Source organism: Streptomyces sp. NPDC002870 (assembly GCF_042888505.1).
GTDB lineage: Bacteria > Actinomycetota > Actinomycetes > Streptomycetales > Streptomycetaceae > Streptomyces.
Genome location: NZ_JBIAPW010000051.1, coordinates 3,936 through 25,554, shown reverse-complemented (window position 1 = coordinate 25,554; position 21,619 = coordinate 3,936). Strand labels below are relative to the sequence as shown.

The following is a 21,619-nucleotide window of genomic DNA, read 5'->3' as shown; positions in this document are numbered from 1 at the left end:
GAACGGCTGGTGCCAAGGGCGACAGGGGTGGACCCGATGAGTGATCTGGCAGCGACGCAGGACCTGGAATCCAGACTGGAGCAGTACCGACGGGAGCTGACCGGCTACTGCTACCGCATGCTGGGCTCGGCCTTCGAGGCGGAGGACGCCGTCCAGGACACCATGGTGCGGGCCTGGCGGAACTTCGAGAAGTTCGAGGGGCGGTCGTCGCTGCGGTCATGGCTCTACCGCATCGCGACGAACGTCTGTCTGGACATGCTCCATGCCAGCAACCGCCGGGCCCGCCCGATGGACCTCACGGCCGCCACGCCGGTGGCCCAGGCACAGCTCACCTCCCGCCCGGAGATCACCTGGCTGGAGCCGGTGCCGGACGGGCGGGTGCTGCCGTCGTCCGCCGACCCGGCGGAGACGGCGGTGGAGCGGGAGACCATCCGGTTGGCGTTCGTCGCCGCGCTGCAGCATCTGCCGCCCAAGCAGCGTGCGGTCCTGATCCTGCGCGAGGTGCTGGCCTGGAAAGCGAGCGAGGTGGCCGAGCTGCTCGGCACCACGGTCGCCTCGGTCAACAGCGCGTTGCAGAGGGCGCGGGCGACGCTCGCCGAATCGGACCCGGCCTCGACCGATTCGGCCGACCCACTCGACGACGAGCAGCAAAAGCTCCTGGAGCGCTATGTCTCGGCCTTCGAGGGCTACGACATGAAGGCGCTGACCGCGTTGCTGCACGAGGACGCGACGATGTCGATGCCGCCGTACGACCTGTGGCTGCGCGGCCATGACGACATAGTGGGCTGGATGCTCGGCGTCGGCGAGGTCTGCCGCGGCTCGAAGCTGCTTCCGACCGTGGCGAACGGCTCGCCGGCCTTCGCCCACTACCACCCGGCCGAGGACGGCGACGGCTTCACGCCGTGGGCGCTCATCGTCCTGGAGATCAGGGACGGCATGATCGGCGGGATGGACTTCTTCCTGGACACCAAGCGCTGGTTCCCGCTGTTCGACCTGCCGACGCGGCTCGACAAGGACGGCGCGTAGGAGGAGGAGCGGGCCTACGGAGGAGGTTCGGGGCCTAAGCCGGCGCCGACGAGACCGACGAGCCCGACCAGGTCCAGCAGCGACAGCAGCTCATGCCCGGCGTTCCGCAGCCGGATCCGGCACCCCAGCCGCCGTGCGGTGAGCTGCAGCCGGGCGAGCGCGTCGACGGCGGCCAGATTGGGGTGGGTCAGCTCGCCGACGTCGCAGATCGCCTCGGTCGCGCGGGTCGCCGGGACAGCGCCGGTCGCGCGGGTCGCCGCGATATCGCCGGTCGCCGGGGCGGCGCCGGTCGCGTCCGCCGCGTCGGCGCCCCTGAGCTGCGCGCTCAACTCCTCGCACAGCCGCGGCACATCGGCCGGGGTCACCCTCCCGGCGATGCGCACGACGATCGGTTGTGCAGCGTCCACACGGAGCAGACTGCCCCTGCGGGCGGAACTCATCGCCGTACCCAGTCTGCGGCTCATGGCTCACGTCCCGTCCGGTCGCGGTGGCAGACATGTCCCTGCTCTGTGGACCGCGCGGCAGGCCGATTCTCATCGGCCCGCCCGTCGGGGAGCCGCGTCAGGCGATGCGCTCCAGCACGATCGGGTTCGGGGTGAACTCGGTGGCCGACGGGGCGATGTCGTACGCGCCCTCCAGGGACTCCAGGGCGTATTCGAACTTCTCCGGGGTGTCCGTGTGCAGGGTCAGCAGTCGCTGGCCCGCGGTCACCGGCTCGCCGGGCTTGGCATGGATCTCAATGCCGGCGCCCGCCTGGACCGGGTCCTCCTTGCGGGCACGGCCCGCGCCGAGCCGCCAGGCGGCGACGCCGACGCCATAGGCGTCGAGGCTGGTGAGGACACCCGACGAGGGTGCGGTAATCACGTGCTGCTCGCGGGCGACGGGGAGCTCGGCGTCCGGGTCTCCGCCCTGTGCCGCGATCATGCGACGCCAGACGTCCATGGCGGAGCCGTCGGCGAGTGCCTTCGCCGGGTCGGCGTCCTTGATACCGGCCGCGGCGAGCATCTCCTGGGCGAGAGCCACGGTGAGGTCGATGACGTCCTGGGGGCCGCCGCCGGCCAGCACCTCGACGGACTCGCGGACCTCGAGCGCGTTGCCGGCGGTGAGGCCGAGCGGGGTGGACATGTCGGTGAGCAGCGCGACGGTCTTCACACCGCTGTCGGTGCCCAACGCGACCATGGTGGAGGCCAGTTCGCGGGCGTCCTCGATGGTCTTCATGAACGCGCCGGTGCCGACCTTGACGTCCAGGACCAGCGAGCCGGTGCCCTCGGCGATCTTCTTGGACATGATCGACGAGGCGATGAGCGGGATCGCCTCGACGGTGCCGGTGACATCGCGCAGCGCGTACAGCTTCTTGTCCGCCGGGGCGAGTCCGTCGCCCGCCGCGCAGATCACGGCGCCGGTGGATTCCAGGACGTTCAGCATCTCCTCGTTGGACAGCAGCGCGCGCCAGCCGGGGATGGACTCCAGCTTGTCGAGGGTGCCGCCGGTGTGGCCGAGGCCGCGTCCGGACAGCTGCGGTACGGCGGCGCCGCACGCGGCCACCACGGGCGCGAGCGGCAGCGTGATCTTGTCGCCGACCCCGCCGGTGGAGTGCTTGTCGGCGGTGGGGCGGGACAGCGCGTCGAAATTCATGCGCTCACCGGAGGCGATCATCGCGGCAGTCCAGCGGGCGATCTCCGTACGGTTCATGCCGTTCAGCAGGATCGCCATCGCCAGCGACGACATCTGCTCGTCGGCGACCTCGCCGCGGGTGTACGCGTCGATGACCCAGTCGATCTGCTCGGGGCTCAGCTCGCCGCGGTCCCGCTTGGTGCGGATGACGGAGATGGCGTCCATGGGAGTCCTCCAGTGTGCGCTGTACGCGCGGTGTGCGCTCTACACGCCTCTACACGCATAGAGAGTAGGGAATGCGGCCTCCCGCCGGAGCGGGAGGCCGAGGGCTAGCGCAGATGCCCGGGCCCGAAGGCCTGCGGCAGCATCTCGGAGAGCGGGAGCACCCCTTCCGGGGTCTCCAGCAGCAGCTCGGGGCCGCCGAATTCGAACAGCAGCTGCCGGCACCTGCCGCACGGCACCAGGATCTCGCCCCGGCCGTCCACGCAGGTGAAGTGGGTCAGCCTGCCGCCGCCGGTGGCCTGCAGCGCGGAGACCAGACCGCACTCCGCGCACAGGCTCAGGCCGTAAGAGGCGTTCTCGACGTTGCAGCCTATGACCGTACGGCCGTCGTCCACGAGCGCGGCCACGCCGACCGGGTAGCCGGAGTAGGGGGCGTACGCATGCGACATGGCCTCGCGCGCCTGCTCGCGCAGAGCGTCCCAGTCGACTTCCGGGCCGGCGGTGCTCACTTGCCCTCGCCCTTGCGGTACGGCATCCCGTCGGCCTTGGGCATCCGCAGGCGTTGCGCGGACAGCGCCAGGACCAGCAGCGTGGTGACGTACGGCGCGGCGTCCACGAACTGGCTCGGCAGCGCGTCGGTCAGCGAGTACCAGGTGAACAGCAGGGCGGACACCGCCGCGGCGATCACGGCCTGCAGGTACTTCTTCCTGTACAGCTGCCAGACCACGACCACCACCAGCAGGATCGCCAGCAGAAGCAGCATCGCGTGGACGTTCTGGGAGCCGCCGCGCAGCTTGAGGCTGTCGGTGAAGCCGAAGAGTCCGGCGCCCAGCGCCATGCCGCCCGGCATCCAGTTACCGAAGATCATCGCGGCGAGACCGATGTAGCCGCGGCCGCCGGTCTGGCCCTCCTGGTAGATGCCGGTGGACACGATGGCGAGGAAGGCGCCGCCGAGACCGGCCAGACCGCCGGAGACGATGACGGCGATGTACTTGTACTTGTAGACGTTGACGCCGAGGGTCTCGGCGGCCACCGGGTTCTCACCACAGGAGCGCAGCCGCAGACCGAAGGACGTACGCCACAGCACCCACCAGGTGCCCGGGATCAGCAGGACCGCCAGGACGGTCAGCAGCGACAGGTTGGTCACCAGACCACCGAGGACACCGGCCAGGTCGGAGATGAAGAACCAGTGCCTGGCCTGGAGGTCCGCCAGCCAGTCCGAGAGTCCGGGGACGGTGATGTCGGTGATCTGCTCGATGCGCGGGGACTGCTTGGAGGAGCCGCCCTCGGCCTCGGCGAAGGTGAAGTTCGACAGATAGCGGGTGACGCCCACGGCCAGGATGTTGATGGCCACACCGGAGACGATGTGGTTGACGTTGAACGTCACCGTGATGATCGCGTGCAGCAGGCCGCCGAGCGCGCCGCCGACGATGCCCATCAAGACACCGGTCCACGGACCCCACTGGTAGCCCGCCCAGGCGCCGAACCAGGTACCGAGGATCATCATGCCCTCGAGGCCGATGTTGACCACGCCGGCCCGCTCCGCCCACAGACCGCCGAGTCCCGCGAGACCGATCGGCACAGCCAGCTGGAGCGCCCCGGCGACCTGGCCGACGGAGGTGAGGTCGTTCGCGCCGCTGATCACGCGGACCAGCGAGAACAGCGCGAGGCCGGCCGCGATGATCAGCAGGATGACCGGCAGGGACAGCTTGCGGCGTCCGCCGCCCTTCTTGGGCGCGGTGCTCGCCATCGAGACGGTGCTCGTACTCATGCTGCCGCGACCTCCTTGTTCTTGCGGGCCTGGGCGGCAAGCTCCTCGCCGACCTTCTGCTGCTGACGGCGGAGCCCGTACTGGCGGACGAGTTCGTAGGACACGACGACCGAGATCACGATCAGGCCCTGCATGATCGTGGCGATCTCCTTCTCGTAGCCGTGCTGGTCCAGCGAGGCCGACGTCTTCTCCAGGAAGGAGATGAGCAGTGCGGCGAAGAAGATGCCGACCGGGTTGTTGCGGCCGAGCAGGGCGATGGTGATGCCGGTGAAGCCGACACCGACCGGGAAGCTCAGGCTGTACGTGTGGGTCTGGCCCAGCAGCAGCGGCAGACCGGACAGACCCGCGACCGCGCCGGAGATCAGCATGGCGGTCAGGACCATCTTCTTGGCGTCGACGCCGCTCGCCTGGGCGGCGGACTCACTGGCGCCGGTGGCGCGCAGGTCGAAGCCGAAGCGGGTGCGGTTGAGCACGAACCAGTAGACGATGCCGAGCGCGAAGGCGACGAAGGTGAAGCCGTAGATGACTCCGCCCTCGACGTCCACGCCCGGGAACCAGCCGGACTCGGAGATCTCACCCGTCGTCAGGTCGTTGGAACCCTCCGGCTGCACACCGAGGTTGGCCGGCAGGATCATCCATGCGATCAGGCTGGTGGCGATCGCATTGAGCATGATCGTGGAGACGACCTCGCTGACCCCGCGGGTGGTCTTCAGGATGCCCGCGATTCCGGCCCAGAAGGCGCCGACGAACATGGCGACGAGCACGATCAGCAGGATGTGGAGCGGTCCAGGCAGCTCCACGGATGCGCCGACGACCGCCGCGAGCATCGCCGCGAGGCGGTACTGGCCGTCCACGCCGATGTTGAACAGGTTCATCCGGAAGCCGATGGCGACGGCCAGTGCGGCGAGGTAGTACGTACCCGCCTGGTTGAGGATGAGTACCTGAACGTCGGTGTACTCGGCGTTCTCCCACATCAGCTGGTACGGCTCGACCGGATTGCGGTCCGAGACGAGCAGCACCACCGAGGTGAGCGCGAAGGCCACGACCAGGGCGAGCGCCGGGCCGGCGAGACCCAGGATCAGCCGGTCCTTGTCGAACTTCTTCATCGGCTCTCACCGTTCTCGTCGTGCTCGAGGTGCCCGGTGGCTGCGCCGGTCATGGCCGAACCCAGCTCCTCCGGGGTGATCGCGGCGGGGTCGGCGTCCGCGACCAGCCGGCCCCGGTACATCACCCGCAGGGTGTCGGAGAGCCCGATGAGCTCGTCCAGGTCGGCGGAGATCAGCAGCACGGCGAGACCCTCGCGGCGCGCCTCACGGATCTGGTCCCAGATCGCCGCCTGCGCGCCGACGTCCACACCACGGGTGGGGTGGGCGGCGATCAGCAGCTTCGGCGTGTGGCTCATCTCGCGGCCGACGATCAGCTTCTGCTGGTTGCCGCCGGACAGGGATGCCGCGGTGACCTCGATACCGGGGGTGCGGACGTCGTACTCACGGACGATCCGCTCGGTGTCGGCGCGGGCCCCCTTGAGGTCGAGCAGGCCCCTCTTGCTGTTGGGGCGCTCGGTCACATGGCCGAGGATGCGGTTCTCCCAGAGCGGGGACTCCAGCAGCAGACCGTGCCGGTGGCGGTCCTCGGGGATGTAGCCGATGCCGTCCTCGCGGCGCTTGCGGGTCGGCGCGTGCGAGATGTCGGCGTCGTCGAGGGTGATCACACCGCCGTCGGGGTCGCGCATGCCCATCAGGGCCTCGATGAGCTCGGTCTGGCCGTTGCCCTCGACACCGGCGATGCCCATGACCTCACCCTTGTGAATGGTGAAGTTGATCCCGGCGAGCACTTCGCGGATGACGCCGTCGGGGTCGGTCACGGTCAGCCGGAGGTCCGAGACCCGCAGCATCGGCACATCCGTCACCGTCGACTCACGGGTCTCCGGCGAGGGCAGTTCGCTGCCGACCATCAGCTCGGCGAGCTGCTTCGTGGTGGTGGTGCGGGGGTCGGCGGTGCCGACCGTCGTGCCGCGGCGGATCACCGTGATCTCGTCGGCGACCGACAGCACCTCGCCCAGCTTGTGCGAGATGAAGATGACGGTCAGGCCCTCGGCCTTGAGCTCGCGCAGATTGTCGAAGAGCGCGTCAACCTCCTGCGGGACGAGCACGGCGGTCGGCTCGTCGAGGATGAGGATGCGAGCGCCGCGGTAGAGGACCTTGAGGATCTCCACACGCTGGCGGTCGGCGACGCCGAGCTGCTCCACGAGGACGTCCGGGCGGATGTTCAGCCCGTACGCGTCCGAGATCTCCTGGATCTTCTTACGGGCCCGGGCCCCGATGCCGTACAGCTTCTCGCCGCCGAGAACCACGTTCTCCAGCACGGTGAGGTTGTCGGCCAGCATGAAGTGCTGGTGGACCATGCCGATGCCGCGCGCGATGGCGTCGGCCGGGCTGGCGAAGGTGACCTGGTCGCCCTCGATGGTGATGGTGCCCTCGTCCGGCTTCTGCATGCCGTAGAGGATCTTCATGAGGGTCGACTTGCCGGCACCGTTCTCACCGACGAGGGCGTGCACGGTGCCCTTGCCGACGGTGATGTCGATGTCGTGGTTGGCGACGACGCCGGGGAAGCGCTTGGTGATGCCGCGCAGTTCTACGGCGGCAGGAGGGCTGGACGCGGTGATGACGCACTCTCCTTGGCGGGAAAGGAGCATGGAGGCATGCGGAGGGGCTGGAGGCAGGGGGCTGGGCGAAGTTATCGCGTCAATGAGCGATCTACGCGCGTAGCGCTATCGAATATAGAAAACCCGTGACCGGAAACCGGCCCGGGGCCCGAAGGGCGGCTGTTCGCCACCCTCCGGACCCGCGGACCTCAAGGTTCCTGGCCCGCGGTTACGGAGCGGTCTTGACCTTGATCGTACCGGCGATGATGTCGGCCTTGGCCTTCTCGACCGCGGCGGTCACGTCGGTCAGCTTGGTGTAGGCCGGGTTGGAGGCGGCCAGGCCCACACCGTCCTTGGCGAGGCCGTAACGGACCTCACCGGACTGCGGCTTGCCGTCCTTGACCGACTTGATCAGGTTGTAGACGGAGTCCGCGACATCCTTGGTCACCGAGGTGAGGATGTACTCCTTGTAGGGAGCCAGACCCTTCTGGTTGTACTGGTCCGAGTCGACGCCGATGGCCCACTTCTTGGCCTTGGCCGCGGCCTCGATCGAGCCCGAGCCGGCGAGACCGGCGGCGGCGTAGATCACGTCTGCGCCCGCGTCGAGCTGGCCCTGTGCGGCGGCCTTGCCAAGGTCGGGCTTGGAGAAGCCACCGAAGTCCGGCGGCTGCGTCAGGTACTGGACCTTGACGTTGACGCTCTTGTTGGTGTCCTTGACGCCCTGGACGAAGCCCGCCTCGAACTTCTTGATCAGCGGGGTCTCGACACCACCGATGAAGCCGACCGTGCTGGTCTTGGTCACCTTGGCGGCGGCGACACCGGCCAGGTAGGAGCCCTGCTCCTCGTTGAAGACCAGGTTGGCGATGTTCTTGCCGGTCTTCGAGGTGTCGTCGATGAGACCGAAGGTGGTCTTCGGGAACTTGGGCGCGACCTCCGCGATGGCCGGAGCGTAGGCGAAGCCGACGCCGATCACGGGGTTGTTGCCGGCTCGGGCCAGCTCGGTGAGGCGCTGGACCTTGTCGGGGTCGCCCTCACCCTCGCTGGGCTCGGCCTCGGTGCCCTTGATGCCGAGGTCCTTCTCAGCCTTCTCGAGACCGGCGTAGGCGGCGTCGTTGAAGGACTGGTCGCCGCGGCCGCCGATGTCGTAGGCGATGGCGGCGGTGGCTTCCTTGTCCGAGCCAGCCTCGGAAGACGATTTCCCGCCACACGCGGTGGCGGACATTGCGAGAGCCGCGGAGGCGACGCCCACGGTGGCGATCCTGGTGATCCGGCGCACGGAAAGGCTCCTTAGACCTGGCCGAAAGCGCCACTTCCGGCGCTGCTTTCGCGGCGATCGTAACGCGCGTAGATGTCAGTTAAAGACCCGTTCATCAGTCGTTATCGGATCGACGCGTGAAGGACTTGGAGGATACACATGGCCGACATTCTTCCATAGGCCTCACATACACCGCATGATCCATATACCGGACACCTTCCGCTACGTAGAGCGCCGATGCAGTCACCAGTAGCGACTGGCCCCCGATCCGGGGTCGGCTTGTCCTTGCACATGCGTGGCCGAATTCGCTATTTCGCAGAGGGGGTTCGCCAAAGGGTGTCGGCAAGTGGGAACAGGAACTCCCGAATGCAAGCGGGATTTCTCGGGAAAGCTCCCGCGCTCGGCTTTCACCCGGCTGGAATCGTGGACCACTCGCTGTGTCGTGCTGCGCCGCCCGCCGACAGTCCCCGCCTGGCCTTCGTCCTGCTCCTCGCCGCTCGGGGCGAGGACGCCCGGCCCTGCGCAGGCCGGCGCCCGCGGAGTCACGGGCGCTTTTCGTCCTTCTCGGCTCAGGCGGGGAGCCCGTCGATGAGAGCCGCGGCCGTGAACAGCTCGACGCCGACCTTGATCGCACGCTCGTCGGCGTCGAAGTCGCCGCGGTGCAGATCGCGCCGGGTCGTATCACCAGGCGTACGCACGCCCAGTCGCGCCATCGCGCCGGGCACATGCTCCAGGTACCAGGAGAAGTCCTCGCCGCCCAGGCTCTGTTCGGTGTCCTCGATTGCGTACGATCCCCGGCGCGCGGTCTGCGCGTCGCGCAGCAGCTCGGTCACCACTGGGTCGTTGACCACCGGCGGGACCCCGCGGATGTAGTTGACCTGCGACTTGGCCCGGTGCAGCGTGGCGATCTCGTCGATGGCCGCGTGCACCAGGTCGGGGGCCGCGCGCCAGCCCGGCAGGTCGAGGCAGCGAACAGTTCCGGACAGTTCGGCGTGCTGCGGGATGACATTGCAGGCGTGGCCCGCCTCGATACGGCCCCAGGTGATGGCGAGGCCGGAGCGTGCGTCGACGCGGCGGGCGAGCAGGGCCGGGACCTCGGTGGCGATGTTCGCGGCCGCGGTGACCAGATCGGTGGTCAGATGCGGGCGGGCGGTGTGGCCGCCGGGGCCGTCGAGCGTGACCTCCAGCCGGTCGCAGGCGGAGGTGATGGGCCCGGCCCGCAGCCCGATGACGCCCGCGTCGACCCTGGGGTCGCAGTGCACCCCGATGATCTTGCCGACGCCGTCCAGCACCCCGGACTCGATGGCGTCGGGCGCGCCGCCCGGCAGCACTTCCTCTGCGGGCTGGAAGATCAGCCGGACCGGCTGCGGAAGCAGGCCCTGCCGGTCGAGCTCGGCGAGGACGAGCCCGGCGCCGAGGACAGTGGTGGTGTGCACATCGTGCCCGCACGCGTGGGCGCGGTCGGGGACGGTCGAGCGGTAGGGCACCCCGGTCTTGGTGTCGGGGATGGGCAGCGCGTCGATGTCGGCGCGGATTGCGAACAGCGGGCGTGTCCCGTCCCAGGTCCCGATGTCACAGACGAGTCCCGTACCGATGTCGAGCACCCGCGGCGAGAGGCCGGCCCGCTCCAGGCGGGCCTTGAGCGCGGCGGTGGTACGGAACTCCTGGTTGCCGAGCTCCGGGTGCATGTGCAGGTCGCGGCGGAAGGCGATCAGCTCGGCGCGCAGCGATTCGGACAGCGTGCCGGGCAGTGCGGCTTCCCCGCGCAGGTCAGCTTCTGACTCGGGGGACATGAGTTGGTTCACCTGTTGAAGAATACGTCCAGGTGGGGTCCAACTGGCCACTGATCAACAAAAGTTCAGCCCGATAGGGTAAGGAAAGACGGCTCCGAGGTGCATGGTTGTCCATGCATGTGGGTAAACTCACTTCTTCTCTCCGCCCGGCAGATCATGCAGATCCGGCAGATCACGCCTTCAGGCCGGTGCGGGCAGCCGCTGCACATCCTGAGCCGTCCCCGTGACCCCCGCCAGGAACCCCTGGGCCCGTGGGGAGGCGCTGTCCCTGAGCCATTCCGGGGCTATGTCGCAGACCGCGACCCTGATTCCGGTGCCCACCAGGGCGAGCGGCAGGGTGTGCACCACGGTCGAGGGGAAGCTGAGGACCGTGGCGCCTATCGGGCCGCGGCGGGCGATCAGCTCCAGCGGCAGATCCGGCCGGACTATCTCCAGGCCCGTCTCGACGGCGAGGCGGTGGAGCTTTTCCGAGCTCTCGCGGCGGTGCGCGAAGTAGCGGGTGGCGCCGTGCGTACGGGCCAGGGCGGTGACCGCCTCCACATACTGGTCCGGGTCGACCACCCCCGTCTCCACCAGCGACGTGCCGACCAGGTCCGCGCCCCGGGTGATCTTGGGCGGGCCGAACCGGGAACGGGTCCAGCCGAACAGGTTCGGCGTGACGGTGATCCCCTGCGGCGGCTCGACCGGCATCGAGGTGAAGACCTCGACATCGCGGCTGCGCGACGGGGTGAGCCGGCGGCGGGCCAGGAAGGTGACCGGCGCGAGTACCAGCTCGCGAGGCCCCCGCCTGCCGCGCCGGTGCCAGCGCACCAGCTTCTCGCCGCGCGCGAGCTGTGCCACGAACTCCATCGTGGCGGTGCCGTCGTCGACCACGGTCAGATCCCTGCTGCCGACCAGGGTCAGCAGCAGCTGTACGTAGCGGGAGAACGGGTCCCCGATGACGATGCGCTCGGCGCGATGCAGCAGCGGAGCCAGCTCACGCACCGTCTTCAGCGGCGCGCCCGCCCGGCCGCGCGCCTCCTGCCAGCGCACCGTGTACCCCTCGTCGCGGGCCAGCTCCGCCATCCGGCGCAGCTGGCCCCGCGACATGGGGTCGGTGGGCGACAGAACGACCACCGTGAGATCGACGCCGCCCGACCGTGCCGATCCCGCCGGGCCCGCCGACTGGGACGGGACACCGGCCAGCGGCGCACCGTGCTGTGCGTGGGCCCACTCCAGGACGTTCAGGAGCTGGACCGGACTCTCGACAAAGGCGAGGTTCACCGTATTTCACCTCGTGGTGCCGGGTCGGCCAGCCCGCTGGCCTGCTTGTGGGACCGGGAGTCCGGGGGCGAGCCCCCGGGGAGGCACCGCACGGCGCCAGGCCTGTCAGACCTGGGCCGGCTCGCGGTCGTCGGCCTCGGCGACGACGCCCGCGACACGGCGCAGCTTCTTCATCGGGGCAAGCTCGGACTCGTAGACCTTCTTGACGCCGTCGCCGAGCGCGGTCTCGATGGTGCGGATGTCGCGGACCAGGCGCTGCAGGCCGCCCGGCTCGACGGAGGCGGCCTGGTCGGAGCCCCACATGGCACGGTCCAGCGTGATGTGGCGCTCGACGAAGGCGGCGCCGAGCGCGACCGCGGCGAGCGTGGTCTGCAGGCCGGTCTCGTGGCCGCTGTAGCCGATCGGGACGTTCGGGTACTCGCCCTGGAGGCTGTTGATCACGCGGAGGTTGAGCTCCTCCGCCTTCGCCGGGTACGTCGACGTGGCGTGGCAGAGCAGGATGTTGTCGCTGCCGAGCACCTCGACCGCGTGCCGGATCTGCTTCGGCGTGGACATGCCGGTGGAGAGGATGACGGTCTTGCCGGTGGCGCGCAGGGCGCGCAGCAGCTCGTCGTCGGTGAGCGAAGCGGAGGCCACCTTGTGGGCGGGGACGTCGAACTTCTCAAGGAAGGCGACGGCCTCGGTGTCCCACGGGGACGCGAACCAGTCGATGCCGCGCTTCTTGCAGTGGGCGTCGATCTGGCGGTACTCGTCCTCACCGAACTCCACACGGTGGCGGTAGTCGATGTAGGTCATCCGGCCCCAGGGGGTGTCGCGCTCGATGTCCCACTGGTCGCGCGGGGTGCAGATCTCCGGGGTGCGCTTCTGGAACTTGACCGCGTCACAGCCGGCGTCGGCGGCGGCATCGATGAGCGCAAAGGCGTTGTTCAGGTCGCCGTTGTGGTTGATGCCGATCTCACCCGTGACATAGACGGGGTGGCCGGGGCCGGCTGTCCGGGTGCCGAGGGTGCGCAGACGGGACGTGCTCATGGGGGTCGTTCCTTACTTCTCGGGGGAGTTGTGGGACGTGGCAGGGGTGTGGGTGGTGCCGGGAGGGGTGTGGGCAGTGCTGGCAGGGGTGTTGAGAGTCGGGCCGAGGAGCCAGGAGGCGATCTCGCGGATCGCCCCCTCGCCGCCGCGCGTGGCAGTGACGGCACGCGCTGCGGCACGTACGGAGCCGTGCGCACTCGCGACGGCCACGGGCCAGCCGACGAGGTTGAAGCACGGAAGGTCGTTGACGTCGTTGCCGACGTAGAGCACCCGGTCCGGCGCGATCCCGCGCTCCTCGCACCACTGCTTCAGCGCGAGGTCCTTGCGGTCGATGCCGTGCAGGACGGGGATCTGGAGCTTGCGGCCGCGGGCGGCGACGACGGGGTTCTGCTCGGTGGACAGGATGAGCAGTTCCAGGCCGGCCTTGCGCAGATGCGCGATGCCGAGGCCGTCGCCGCGGTGCACGGCGACGGTCTCGTGCCCGTCCGCGTCGATGTACACGCGGTCGTCGGTCTGGGTGCCGTCGAAGTCCAGGACGACGGCGTCGACGTCGTCGCGCGTGGGCAGCGCGGAGACATCGAGCAGCGGGGCGAGCGCGCAGGCCCTGGCGAGGTCGTGCGGGTCGTCGACCTCGAGGACCCGCGCGGGGTCGGTACGCACCAGCGCGGTGCGGCCGAAGAAGCGGTGCCCGGCCTCGCGGAAACCGGTGGCGGACATCGCGTACGCCGCCCCCGTCTCCAGGAAGTCCTGCGGCCGGTCCTGACGGCGCGGCCGGAAGGACGCGTCGTGATTTACGCCGTGGCCGGAGGCCGGGGCGGTGTCGTGGAGCATGGCCGTGGAGCCGCCGGCGCGCTGGGCGCCGATGACCGCCGTGGCGGGTCGCTCGCCGTCGGATCCGGCGTCGGATCCGGCGTCGGCGTCAGCGGCAGCGTCAGCGGATCGCTCGCGCCAGACGAAGCCGTGGAAGGGGGCCACGGTGACCGCGCTGTCCGCGCCGCCCTCGATGACCGCGGCGGCGACGCCCTCGACGTCGTCGCGCGTCAGGAAGGGGCTGGTGCACTGGACGAGCAGGACCACGTCCACGGGCGTGCCGTGCATCGCCTCGTGCGCGTCCATCGCGTGCAGCACCGCTGCCTCGCTGGTGGCGGTGTCCCCGGCGATCGCGGCCGGCCGCAGCACCACTTCGGCGCCCGCGCCGCGCGCCGCCGACGCGATGTCCGGGTCGTCCGTGGAGACCACGACATCGGTGACCAGGCGGGCGGCGAGGCTCTCGCGGACGGCGCGCACGACGAGCGGCACACCGCCGACGGGGGCCAGGTTCTTTGCCGGTACGCCCTTGGAGCCGCCACGGGCGGGAATCACGGCGAGAACGGTCATCGGTGCTCCTGAGTACGGGAGTTGAGGGGAGGCGCCCGGGGTGGCGGGGGTCACAGCTGGCCCATCCGGCGGATGACGGGGGCGACGCGCTGCACGCCGTGGCGGTACGCGCCGCGCGCCGCGTTCCGTACGGCGTCGCGCACCACGCGCCGTATACCGGTGGCCTCTGCCTTCGGGGCCGCGCCCGGCAGCGGGGCGCCGTCGGGGGCCAGGTGGTGGCGGGCGAGGATGCCGGGCAGATAGCCCGGCGCGGTGGCGGGCGAGTAGTACGGCGCGATCGGCGGGAGCTCGGACTGCTCGAGCAGTTCGGCGACGCGCTTGCGAGCCGCGTCGAAGGCCGTTTCGTACGTGCCGTCCGCGCCGACGCCCTGCCTCGCCAGCCAGTCCGGGCAGGGGACGGGCCGGTGGCCGCCGTCCAGGCTGTCCCAGGAGGTCAGCAGCCCGGAGCCGAGGAAGTGGTGGTTGCCGAGCGCCTCGCGCACACCCAGGTCGCTGAGGACCGCGGTGGGGATGCGCCGGTGCAGGGACTCCAGGGCGGCCGTCGAGGAGACCGTCACCAGCAGGTCGGTGCGGTCGAGGACCTCGCCCATGTGCCCGTAGACCAGCTTGAAGTTCGGCGGCAGTCCGCCGGGCAGCTTGTCGGCGAGCTTCTGGTACGGCAGCTCTTCGAGGTGCGTGGTGTGCTCGCCGGGCCTGGAGCGCAGCTTCAGCAGCACCTCGCGGTGCGGATGGAGCCTGGCGTGCTCGACCAGGCGCCTCAGCAGATAGGTGCGGTGGGCGCGGGACTCGGGCACGGAGGGCTGAGCGGCGAAGACGACGGTGTCGCGGTCGTCCGCGGCCTCGTAGGGCGCGCCGCCGAGGAACGGCAGCGCGGCCTCGGTGACGGACGAGGCGTCGGCGCCCACGCCCTCGTACACCGTGCGGAACCGGTCCGCGTCGTGCCGTGAGTTGGCGAGGACCACGTCCGCGCCGTGCCGCAGCAGCAGGCCGTCGGCGAGCTTCTCGTATACGACGCCGACATAGCCGGTGACGACGACGGGCCTGCGGGGCAGCGCCAGCGCGGCGAGCCCGTGCAGCATGGCCTGGACCGCGCCGCCGACGAGGGCGAGCACGATCACGTCGTACGGCTCGTCCTTCATCACCCGCAGGAACTCGTTGCCGGTCAGCTCGCGCACGTCGTCGGCACGCGCTCCGACTTCGGCGAGCTGGCGGGCCGTGGGAGTGGCCCGGCCGCGCAGCAGAAAGCCGCTCAGCTCGATGGAGTCCGGGGCGTCTGCGGGGGCTATACGGCGCGCGGTGAGCGCGCCCCATTTCCACCGGGTGTCGGAGTCGGCGAGTACGGCGACCCGTACGGCCTCGCTGGTACTTGATGGCACGCCGAGGACGTTAGAAAGGCATTCCGTTTGACGGCCCAACTCGACCACAACAGCTGGTTAACAGCGTGTCTACGATTGGCGAAAATGCCCATGAATCAAGCGGGTTAACGGACTCGCCGCCCTGCGTTCACCCGCCATCCCTCCCAGCGACAGAACGAATGCCGGGTTTCGGCCTAGCCTCACCCGGGTGGTTAAGCTCTCCGTCATCGTGCCGTTCTTCAACGTGCAGACATACGCCCCCGACACCCTGAGAAGTCTCCAGGCGAACGCCCGCGAGGACTTCGAATTCCTGCTTGTCGACGATTGCTCGACAGATGGGACGCCGGAGATCCTGGAGCGGGCGGAGCGTGAGGTTCCGGGGGCTCGGCTGATCAGACATGAACAGAACGGCGGCCTCGCCACGGCGCGGAACACCGGTCTCGACGCCGCGAGCGGGGAGTACATCACCTTCCTCGACGGAGACGACTGGCTGGCCCCCGGCCACTACGAGCTGCTGCTCACCGCCATGGAGGAGCTCGGCTGCGACTTCGTCCGCACCGACCATGTCCAGTGCACGGCCAGGGCCCGTACGGTCCACCGCGTCCCGGTCGGCCGGCGCGGCGAGGTGCTGCGTCCGCGGGACGTGATCCTGCCCGCCGACCGGTCGACCGGCGTCGACTATCCGTTCGCCTGGGCCGGGATGTACCACCGGCGGCTCGCGGATCGCGGACTGCTGCATTTCACGGACGGGCTGCGCACCGCCGAGGACCGGCCGTGGATCTGGCGGCTGCACCGCGAGGCCGAGTCTTTCGCCGCAATCAGCCACTTGGGGATCTTCTACCGACGCGGCGTTGCATCATCCCTGACACAAATTGGTGACATTCGCCAGCTCGATTTCATCCGGGCATTCGACCAGGTGCTCGAAGAAACGGCGAAGGATCCGGATTCCGCTCGCTTGTTGCCGAAAGCCGTGCGAACGTACTGTGCCGTCATTTCCCACCACTTGGGATCAATAGAGAGGTTCGAACCCGCTGTGGCGCGGAAATTGCGTGCAATGAGCGCGGCGGCCCTGAAGCGGATGCCGCAGGACATTTTGAAGGAAGCGCTCGACTCGATGGACGTCGAGCGCGCATCGAGACTGCGCAGGCTGCGCCGCCGCCCCTCCCCTCTCTCCGTCTCCGGGGAGGCGGCGGCCTGATGCGTACGACCCAGATCTTCTACGCGTCCTCGCTGTACGGGGCGGCCACGCTCGCCGCGGCGATCGACAGCGGCTGCTTCGCGACCGCCGACCGGCGCCTCCTGCTGGTCGCCAACAACGCGTCGACGCCGGAGACTTCGCCCTCACTGGACACGATGCCCGGGTTCGAGCGGCTGCGCGGCCGCTTCGACGGGGTGCTCTCCTGGAACGAGGCGATCTCCCCTTTTCACCCGGGAGGCTGGGCCCCGCGCTCGGACGACGGCCCGCTGTGGGAGCGGTATCTGCGGATGCTGTGGGACCTCGGTGACGACCGGATCGAGCTGGCCGTCGAGTCCATCCAGGTCAACCCGGCGCTGGCGATCGCGCAGCTCTTCCCGGACGCGACGCTGGACGTGTACGCGGACGGGCTGATGAGCTATGGGCCGACCCGCAGCAAGATCGACCCGCTGGTCGGCGAGCGGGTGCGCAGGCTGTTCCACCTGGATCTCGTGCCGGGCCTGAAGCCTTTGCTGCTCGCGGAGTTCGGGGCGGAGGCGCAGGTCGTACCGACGGAAGCCTTCGTCAAGGTCGTCGCCGAACTCTCCGACGCCGTCCCGGACGCGGCACCCGGCGAGGCGACCGCGGCGGGTGAGGGACCCGCGGGGGGTGAGGAGACCGCGGCGGGAGACGGCCCGGCCCTGCTGCTCGGCCAGTACCTCGCGGCGCTCGGCATCATCACGCCCGAGGAGGAAGAGGCCCTCCACGTCCGGATGGTGCGGGGCGCGGTCGCGCTCGGCCACCGCCGGATTGTATTCAAACCGCACCCCACGGCCCCGGCGTCCTGGACGCGCACCCTGGAGCGCGAGGCGGAGACGCTGGAGGCGGAACTGATCGTCCTGGACCGGCCGTTGATCGCCGAGGTGCTCTACCGGCAGCTGCGGCCCGCACTGGTGGCGGGCTGCTTCTCGACCGCGCTGTTCACGGCGAGCACGTTCTACGGCATCCCGGTGGCCCGGATCGGCACCGAGCCGCTCCTCGACCGGCTCACGCCGTACCAGAACAGCAACCGGATTCCCCTGACGATCGTCGACGCGCTGCTGCCCGACCTGGCGAAGGGCGAATCGGGCGCGCCGCGGGAGGTGGACGAGACGGTGACCGGCCTGCTCAACACGGTCGGCTTCGCGATGCAGGCGCAGCTCAGGCCGGATCTGCGAGCGGCGGCGGAGAGCTATCTCCGGGGCCACCTGGACTCGCACACCCGGCGCTACTTCAAGCGCCGCCGGCTGACGGTGCTCGGTCTGCCGGGCGGGATCCCGGTCCCGCGGAACGCGGCGGTACGCAGGGTGGTTCGCCGGGCCCGCCGCCTGAAGCGGGTGGCACTGGGCTGACCCGACGCCTTGCCCCGGGGCCCCGTTCGGCCTTGCCCCGCGGCCCCGCCCCGGGGCAGGGCCGAACGGGCGGGCGAGGACGCGACCGGGCTGACCGAGTGGCTGGAGCGGGTCAGGAGCTGCTGATCGAGAGCTTCACCGCGAAGCCGAGGAACAGCGCGCCGGCCGCCGATGTCGCCCCCGCCGACAGACGCTTGCGGCGGCGGAACGCGGCAGCGAGGTGGGTGCCGGTGAAGATCAGCAGCGTCAGATACAGGAAGCTCGCCAGCTGCGCGAGCACGCCGAGCACCACGAAGGACAGCGCCGGATAGGCGTAGCCCGGGTCGACGAACTGCACGAAGAAGGCGATGAAGAAGAGGATCGCCTTCGGGTTGAACAGACTGATCACAAAGGCCCTGCGGAACGGCCGCTCGGCGGCGGTCGCGCCGTCCGCGGCCGGCTCCTCGACCGTCCGCTCGCGCCGGGTGCGCCACATCGACCAGGCCGCGCGCAGCATCCCGATCGCCAGCCAGGTCAGATAGCCGGCGCCGGCGAACTTCACGATCCCGAAGAGCACGGCGTTGGCCTGGAGCAGCGAGGCGACGCCCGCCGCGGACAGCACCATCAACACGGTGTCGCCGCACCACACGCCGGCGGCGGCCGTATAGCCCGTACGCACACCTCGGCGCGCGGCGACCGAGAGCACGTACAGGGAGTTCGGCCCCGGCAGCAGAACGATCAGGACAAGGCCGGCCAGATAGGTCGGCAGATCAGTAACACCCAGCATGAGGCGGAGTGTCGCACATGGGTACGTCACTCCGCCTTCGTGTTTCGTATCACGGAATGAGGCATGCCGGGTCCGCTCAGGCGTGCCCGATCCGCTCAGGCATGCCGGGTCCGCTCAGGCGCGCCCGATCTGCTCAGAAGGCATCCGTGGGGACATAGGTGCCCCACACCGCGCGCAGCGCGTCGCACACCTCGCCCACCGTCGCCCGCGCCTTCAGCGCGTCCTTCATCGGGTAAAGGACGTTGTCCGTCCCTTCCGCGGCCTTCCGCAGCGCCGCCAGCGCCGTATCCACCGCCGCCTGGTCGCGCTCCGCCCGCAGCTTCGCAAGGCGTTCCGCCTGCTGTGCCTCGATCGCCGGGTCCACACGCAGCGGCTCGTACGGCTCCTCCTCGTCCAGCGCGTAGCGGTTGACGCCGACGACGACCCGCTCGCCGCTGTCGGTCTCCTGCGCGATGCGGTAGGCGCTGTGCTCGATCTCGTTCTTCTGGAAGCCGTGCTCGATCGCGCTGACCGCGCCGCCCAGGTCCTCGACCCGCCGCATCAGCGCCAGCGCCGCCGCCTCCACGTCGTCCGTCATCTTCTCCACGACGTACGAACCCGCGAACGGGTCGACGGTCGCCGTCACATCCGTCTCGTACGCGAGGACCTGCTGCGTACGCAGCGCGAGCCGGGCCGACTTGTCCGTCGGGAGGGCGATCGCCTCGTCGAAGGAGTTGGTGTGCAGCGACTGCGTACCGCCGAGCACGGCCGCGAGCCCCTGGACAGCGACACGCACCAGGTTCACCTCGGGCTGCTGCGCGGTCAGCTGCACACCGGCGGTCTGCGTGTGGAACCGCAGCATCAGCGACTTGGGGTTCTTCGCGCCGAACTCCTCGCGCATCACCTTCGCCCAGATCCTGCGCGCGGCACGGAACTTGGCGACCTCCTCCAGGAGCGTCGTACGGGAGACGAAGAAGAACGACAGGCGCGGCGCGAAGTCGTCCACGTCCATGCCCGCGGCGACGGCCGTACGGACGTACTCGATGCCGTCCGCGAGCGTGAACGCGATCTCCTGCGCGGGCGAGGCCCCGGCCTCCGCCATGTGATAGCCGGAGATCGAGATGGTGTTCCACTTCGGGATCTCGGCCTTGCAGTACTTGAAGATGTCGGCGATCAGCCGCAGCGAGGGCTTGGGCGGGAAGATGTACGTGCCGCGTGCGATGTACTCCTTGAGTACATCGTTCTGGATGGTGCCGGTGAGCTTGTCCGCGGGGACGCCCTGCTCCTCGCCGACGAGTTGGTACAGCAGCAGAAGCAGCGCGGCCGGCGCGTTGATCGTCATCGACGTGGAGACCTTGTCCAGCGGGATCCCGCCGAACAGCAGCTTCATGTCGTCGATCGAGTCGATCGCGACGCCGACCTTGCCGACCTCGCCGTGCGCGATCGGCGCGTCCGAGTCGTGCCCCATCTGGGTCGGCAGGTCGAAGGCGACGGACAGGCCCATGGTGCCGTGGGCGATGAGGTCCTTGTAGCGGGCGTTGGACTCGACGGCGGTGCCGAAGCCCGCGTACTGGCGCATCGTCCAGGGCCGGCCGGTGTACATCGTCGGGTAGACGCCGCGGGTGAAGGGGTACGAGCCGGGCTCGCCCAGCTTCTCTGCCGGGTCCCACCCCTCCAGTGCGTCCGGCCCGTAGACCGGTTCGATGGGTACTCCCGACTCGGACTCGCGCGCCATGATGTGTGCCTCCACTGGAGCTACTCGCTGGTAACCGGCCTTCGCGACGGACTGTAGCGGCGGGTCCGGTACGGGTGGAGGGCCACGCGCTGGGACCTTCCTCACAGCTTCTTCCCCATAATGCGCGGGATTGCGCAACCGGGCAGAGCGGGAATCTGTCTCATGGGGCACAGGAGATACAGGGGGGCGTACATGCTTCGGAAAACCGTCATACCCAGAGCCGCCATACGCGGATCCGTCATACGCAGAACACTCGCCGCGGCCGCCGTGCTGGCCGTGGCCACCGGTTGTACGGCGCAGGCCGCCGCCGGCCCGTCGCCGGCCGACGCGAAGCCTGGCAGCACCGCGCCCGCGCCGGGCGCCACATCGACGCCGACGTCTTCCGCGCCGGCCCCGGGCACGCCGTCGGCGAAGCCGAGCCAGTCCGCCACGACCGCGAAGCCCGAGGTCCTGATGGCGAGCGGCTCGAAGAGCGAGCGGGTGCGCGAACTACAGGCCAGGCTGGCCCAGATCGGTTGGTTCGACGACACCCCGACCGGCACGTACGGTCCGGTGACGGTCGCGTCCGTCAAGGGCTTCCAGGGCAAGCGCGGCCTGCCGACGACGGGCGACACGGACACCGTGACCTGGCAGAAGCTGCTCGCCATGACGAAGGAGCCGACGCGCGACGAGCTGAAGGGCAGGACCGTCAACAAGCCGTCGGCGAAGCTGGACCCGCGCTGCAAGACGGGCCGGGTGATGTGCATCAGCAAGACCACCCGCACGCTCTCGTGGGTGATCGACGGCAAGGTGCAGTCGACGATGGACGTGCGCTTCGGCTCGCAGTACACGCCGACGCGTGAGGGCGCCTTCAGCGTCTTCCAGAAGTCACGGCACCACGTCTCGTCGATCTACCACACGCCCATGCCGTACGCGATGTTCTTCAGCGGCGGCCAGGCGGTGCACTACTCGGCGGACTTCGCGGCCCGGGGCTACAACGGCGCTTCGCACGGCTGCGTCAATGTCCGGAACGAGGGGAAGATCGCTTCGCTCTTCGCGCAGGTCCGAAACGGTGACCGCGTAGTCATTTATTGGTGAGTGCGAGGCGAGTATGTGGCGGGGGGGGGGCCCGGGGGGGGGGGGCCCCCCCCCCCGGGGGGCGCCCCCCCGGGGGGGGGGGGGGCCCCCCGCGCGGGGGGCCCCCAATTACACGCGGGTCACACGCCAAATCGCCCGGGGCGGAAAA

18 protein-coding genes are annotated in these 21,619 nt (G+C 69.7%); 4 read left to right on the top strand and 14 right to left on the bottom strand.

The window, feature by feature from the left end:
• Window positions 1–36: 36 nt before the first annotated feature.
• Complete coding sequence (locus ACFYWY_RS35970; protein ID WP_389194997.1) at window positions 37–1,026, top strand: sigma-70 family RNA polymerase sigma factor; 990 nt, start codon at window positions 37–39, stop codon at window positions 1,024–1,026.
• A 14-nt stretch (window positions 1,027–1,040) separates the two neighbouring features.
• On the opposite strand, the gene ACFYWY_RS35965 is transcribed toward ACFYWY_RS35970, so the two are convergent.
• The 12 genes from ACFYWY_RS35965 to ACFYWY_RS35910 all read right to left on the bottom strand — a co-directional run bounded on the left by ACFYWY_RS35965 (window position 1,041) and on the right by ACFYWY_RS35910 (window position 15,370).
• Window positions 1,041–1,433: an STAS domain-containing protein gene (locus ACFYWY_RS35965; RefSeq protein WP_389194994.1), complete on the bottom strand. Its 393-nt coding sequence runs from the start codon at window positions 1,431–1,433 to the stop codon at window positions 1,041–1,043.
• Between the two features lie 154 nt (window positions 1,434–1,587).
• Window positions 1,588–2,865: a thymidine phosphorylase gene (locus tag ACFYWY_RS35960; protein ID WP_389194992.1), complete on the bottom strand. Its 1,278-nt coding sequence runs from the start codon at window positions 2,863–2,865 to the stop codon at window positions 1,588–1,590.
• 104 nt (window positions 2,866–2,969) lie between these two features.
• Window positions 2,970–3,371, bottom strand: a complete 402-nt coding sequence (locus ACFYWY_RS35955) for a cytidine deaminase (RefSeq protein ID WP_389194989.1) — start codon at window positions 3,369–3,371, stop codon at window positions 2,970–2,972.
• Window positions 3,368–4,633, bottom strand: coding sequence for an ABC transporter permease (locus ACFYWY_RS35950; protein WP_389194986.1), 1,266 nt, complete (start codon window positions 4,631–4,633; stop codon window positions 3,368–3,370). Before ACFYWY_RS35950 ends, ACFYWY_RS35955 begins: the two co-directional genes overlap by 4 nt.
• Window positions 4,630–5,739 carry an ABC transporter permease gene (locus tag ACFYWY_RS35945; RefSeq protein ID WP_389194983.1) on the bottom strand — a complete coding sequence of 370 codons (1,110 nt, stop codon included), beginning with the start codon at window positions 5,737–5,739 and terminating at the stop codon, window positions 4,630–4,632. The genes ACFYWY_RS35950 and ACFYWY_RS35945 overlap by 4 nt, the downstream gene beginning before the upstream one ends.
• Window positions 5,736–7,328: an ABC transporter ATP-binding protein gene (locus ACFYWY_RS35940; RefSeq protein WP_389194980.1), complete on the bottom strand. Its 1,593-nt coding sequence runs from the start codon at window positions 7,326–7,328 to the stop codon at window positions 5,736–5,738. The genes ACFYWY_RS35945 and ACFYWY_RS35940 overlap by 4 nt, the downstream gene beginning before the upstream one ends.
• A 178-nt stretch (window positions 7,329–7,506) precedes the next feature.
• Window positions 7,507–8,553 carry a BMP family protein gene (locus tag ACFYWY_RS35935; protein WP_389194977.1) on the bottom strand — a complete coding sequence of 349 codons (1,047 nt, stop codon included), beginning with the start codon at window positions 8,551–8,553 and terminating at the stop codon, window positions 7,507–7,509.
• A 548-nt stretch (window positions 8,554–9,101) separates the two neighbouring features.
• Window positions 9,102–10,325, bottom strand: a complete 1,224-nt coding sequence (locus ACFYWY_RS35930) for an amidohydrolase (RefSeq protein WP_389195050.1) — start codon at window positions 10,323–10,325, stop codon at window positions 9,102–9,104.
• Window positions 10,326–10,505: 180 nt separating this feature from the next.
• Window positions 10,506–11,588 (bottom strand): hypothetical protein, encoded by a 1,083-nt coding sequence (locus ACFYWY_RS35925; RefSeq protein WP_389194974.1) that lies wholly within the window; start codon window positions 11,586–11,588, stop codon window positions 10,506–10,508.
• Between the two features lie 105 nt (window positions 11,589–11,693).
• Window positions 11,694–12,617 (bottom strand): N-acetylneuraminate synthase family protein, encoded by a 924-nt coding sequence (locus ACFYWY_RS35920; protein WP_389194972.1) that lies wholly within the window; start codon window positions 12,615–12,617, stop codon window positions 11,694–11,696.
• A 12-nt stretch (window positions 12,618–12,629) separates the two neighbouring features.
• Window positions 12,630–13,994, bottom strand: a complete 1,365-nt coding sequence (locus ACFYWY_RS35915; protein WP_389194969.1) for a cytidylyltransferase domain-containing protein — start codon at window positions 13,992–13,994, stop codon at window positions 12,630–12,632.
• Window positions 13,995–14,044: 50 nt separating this feature from the next.
• Window positions 14,045–15,370, bottom strand: coding sequence for a DUF6716 putative glycosyltransferase (locus ACFYWY_RS35910; RefSeq protein WP_389194966.1), 1,326 nt, complete (start codon window positions 15,368–15,370; stop codon window positions 14,045–14,047).
• 187 nt (window positions 15,371–15,557) lie between these two features.
• Between ACFYWY_RS35910 and ACFYWY_RS35905 the strand changes: the two genes are divergently transcribed.
• Window positions 15,558–16,547 carry a glycosyltransferase family 2 protein gene (locus tag ACFYWY_RS35905; RefSeq protein ID WP_389194963.1) on the top strand — a complete coding sequence of 330 codons (990 nt, stop codon included), beginning with the start codon at window positions 15,558–15,560 and terminating at the stop codon, window positions 16,545–16,547.
• Window positions 16,547–17,914 carry an alpha-2,8-polysialyltransferase family protein gene (locus ACFYWY_RS35900; RefSeq protein WP_389194960.1) on the top strand — a complete coding sequence of 456 codons (1,368 nt, stop codon included), beginning with the start codon at window positions 16,547–16,549 and terminating at the stop codon, window positions 17,912–17,914. Before ACFYWY_RS35905 ends, ACFYWY_RS35900 begins: the two co-directional genes overlap by 1 nt.
• Window positions 17,915–18,026: 112 nt before the next feature.
• Here the strand turns inward: ACFYWY_RS35900 and leuE are convergent, their stop codons facing one another.
• Window positions 18,027–18,680 (bottom strand): leucine efflux protein LeuE, encoded by a 654-nt coding sequence (gene leuE, locus ACFYWY_RS35895; RefSeq protein WP_389194958.1) that lies wholly within the window; start codon window positions 18,678–18,680, stop codon window positions 18,027–18,029.
• Window positions 18,681–18,813: 133 nt separating this feature from the next.
• A complete protein-coding gene (locus tag ACFYWY_RS35890; protein WP_389194955.1) occupies window positions 18,814–20,394 on the bottom strand; it encodes a methylmalonyl-CoA mutase in 1,581 nt (526 codons plus the stop codon).
• A gap of 192 nt (window positions 20,395–20,586) precedes the next feature.
• On the opposite strand from ACFYWY_RS35890, the gene ACFYWY_RS35885 reads away from it, so the two are divergent.
• The gene (locus ACFYWY_RS35885) at window positions 20,587–21,471 is read left to right on the top strand and encodes a peptidoglycan-binding protein (protein ID WP_389194952.1); all 885 of its coding nucleotides are present in this window, start codon (window positions 20,587–20,589) and stop codon (window positions 21,469–21,471) included.
• Window positions 21,472–21,619 lie beyond the last annotated feature (148 nt).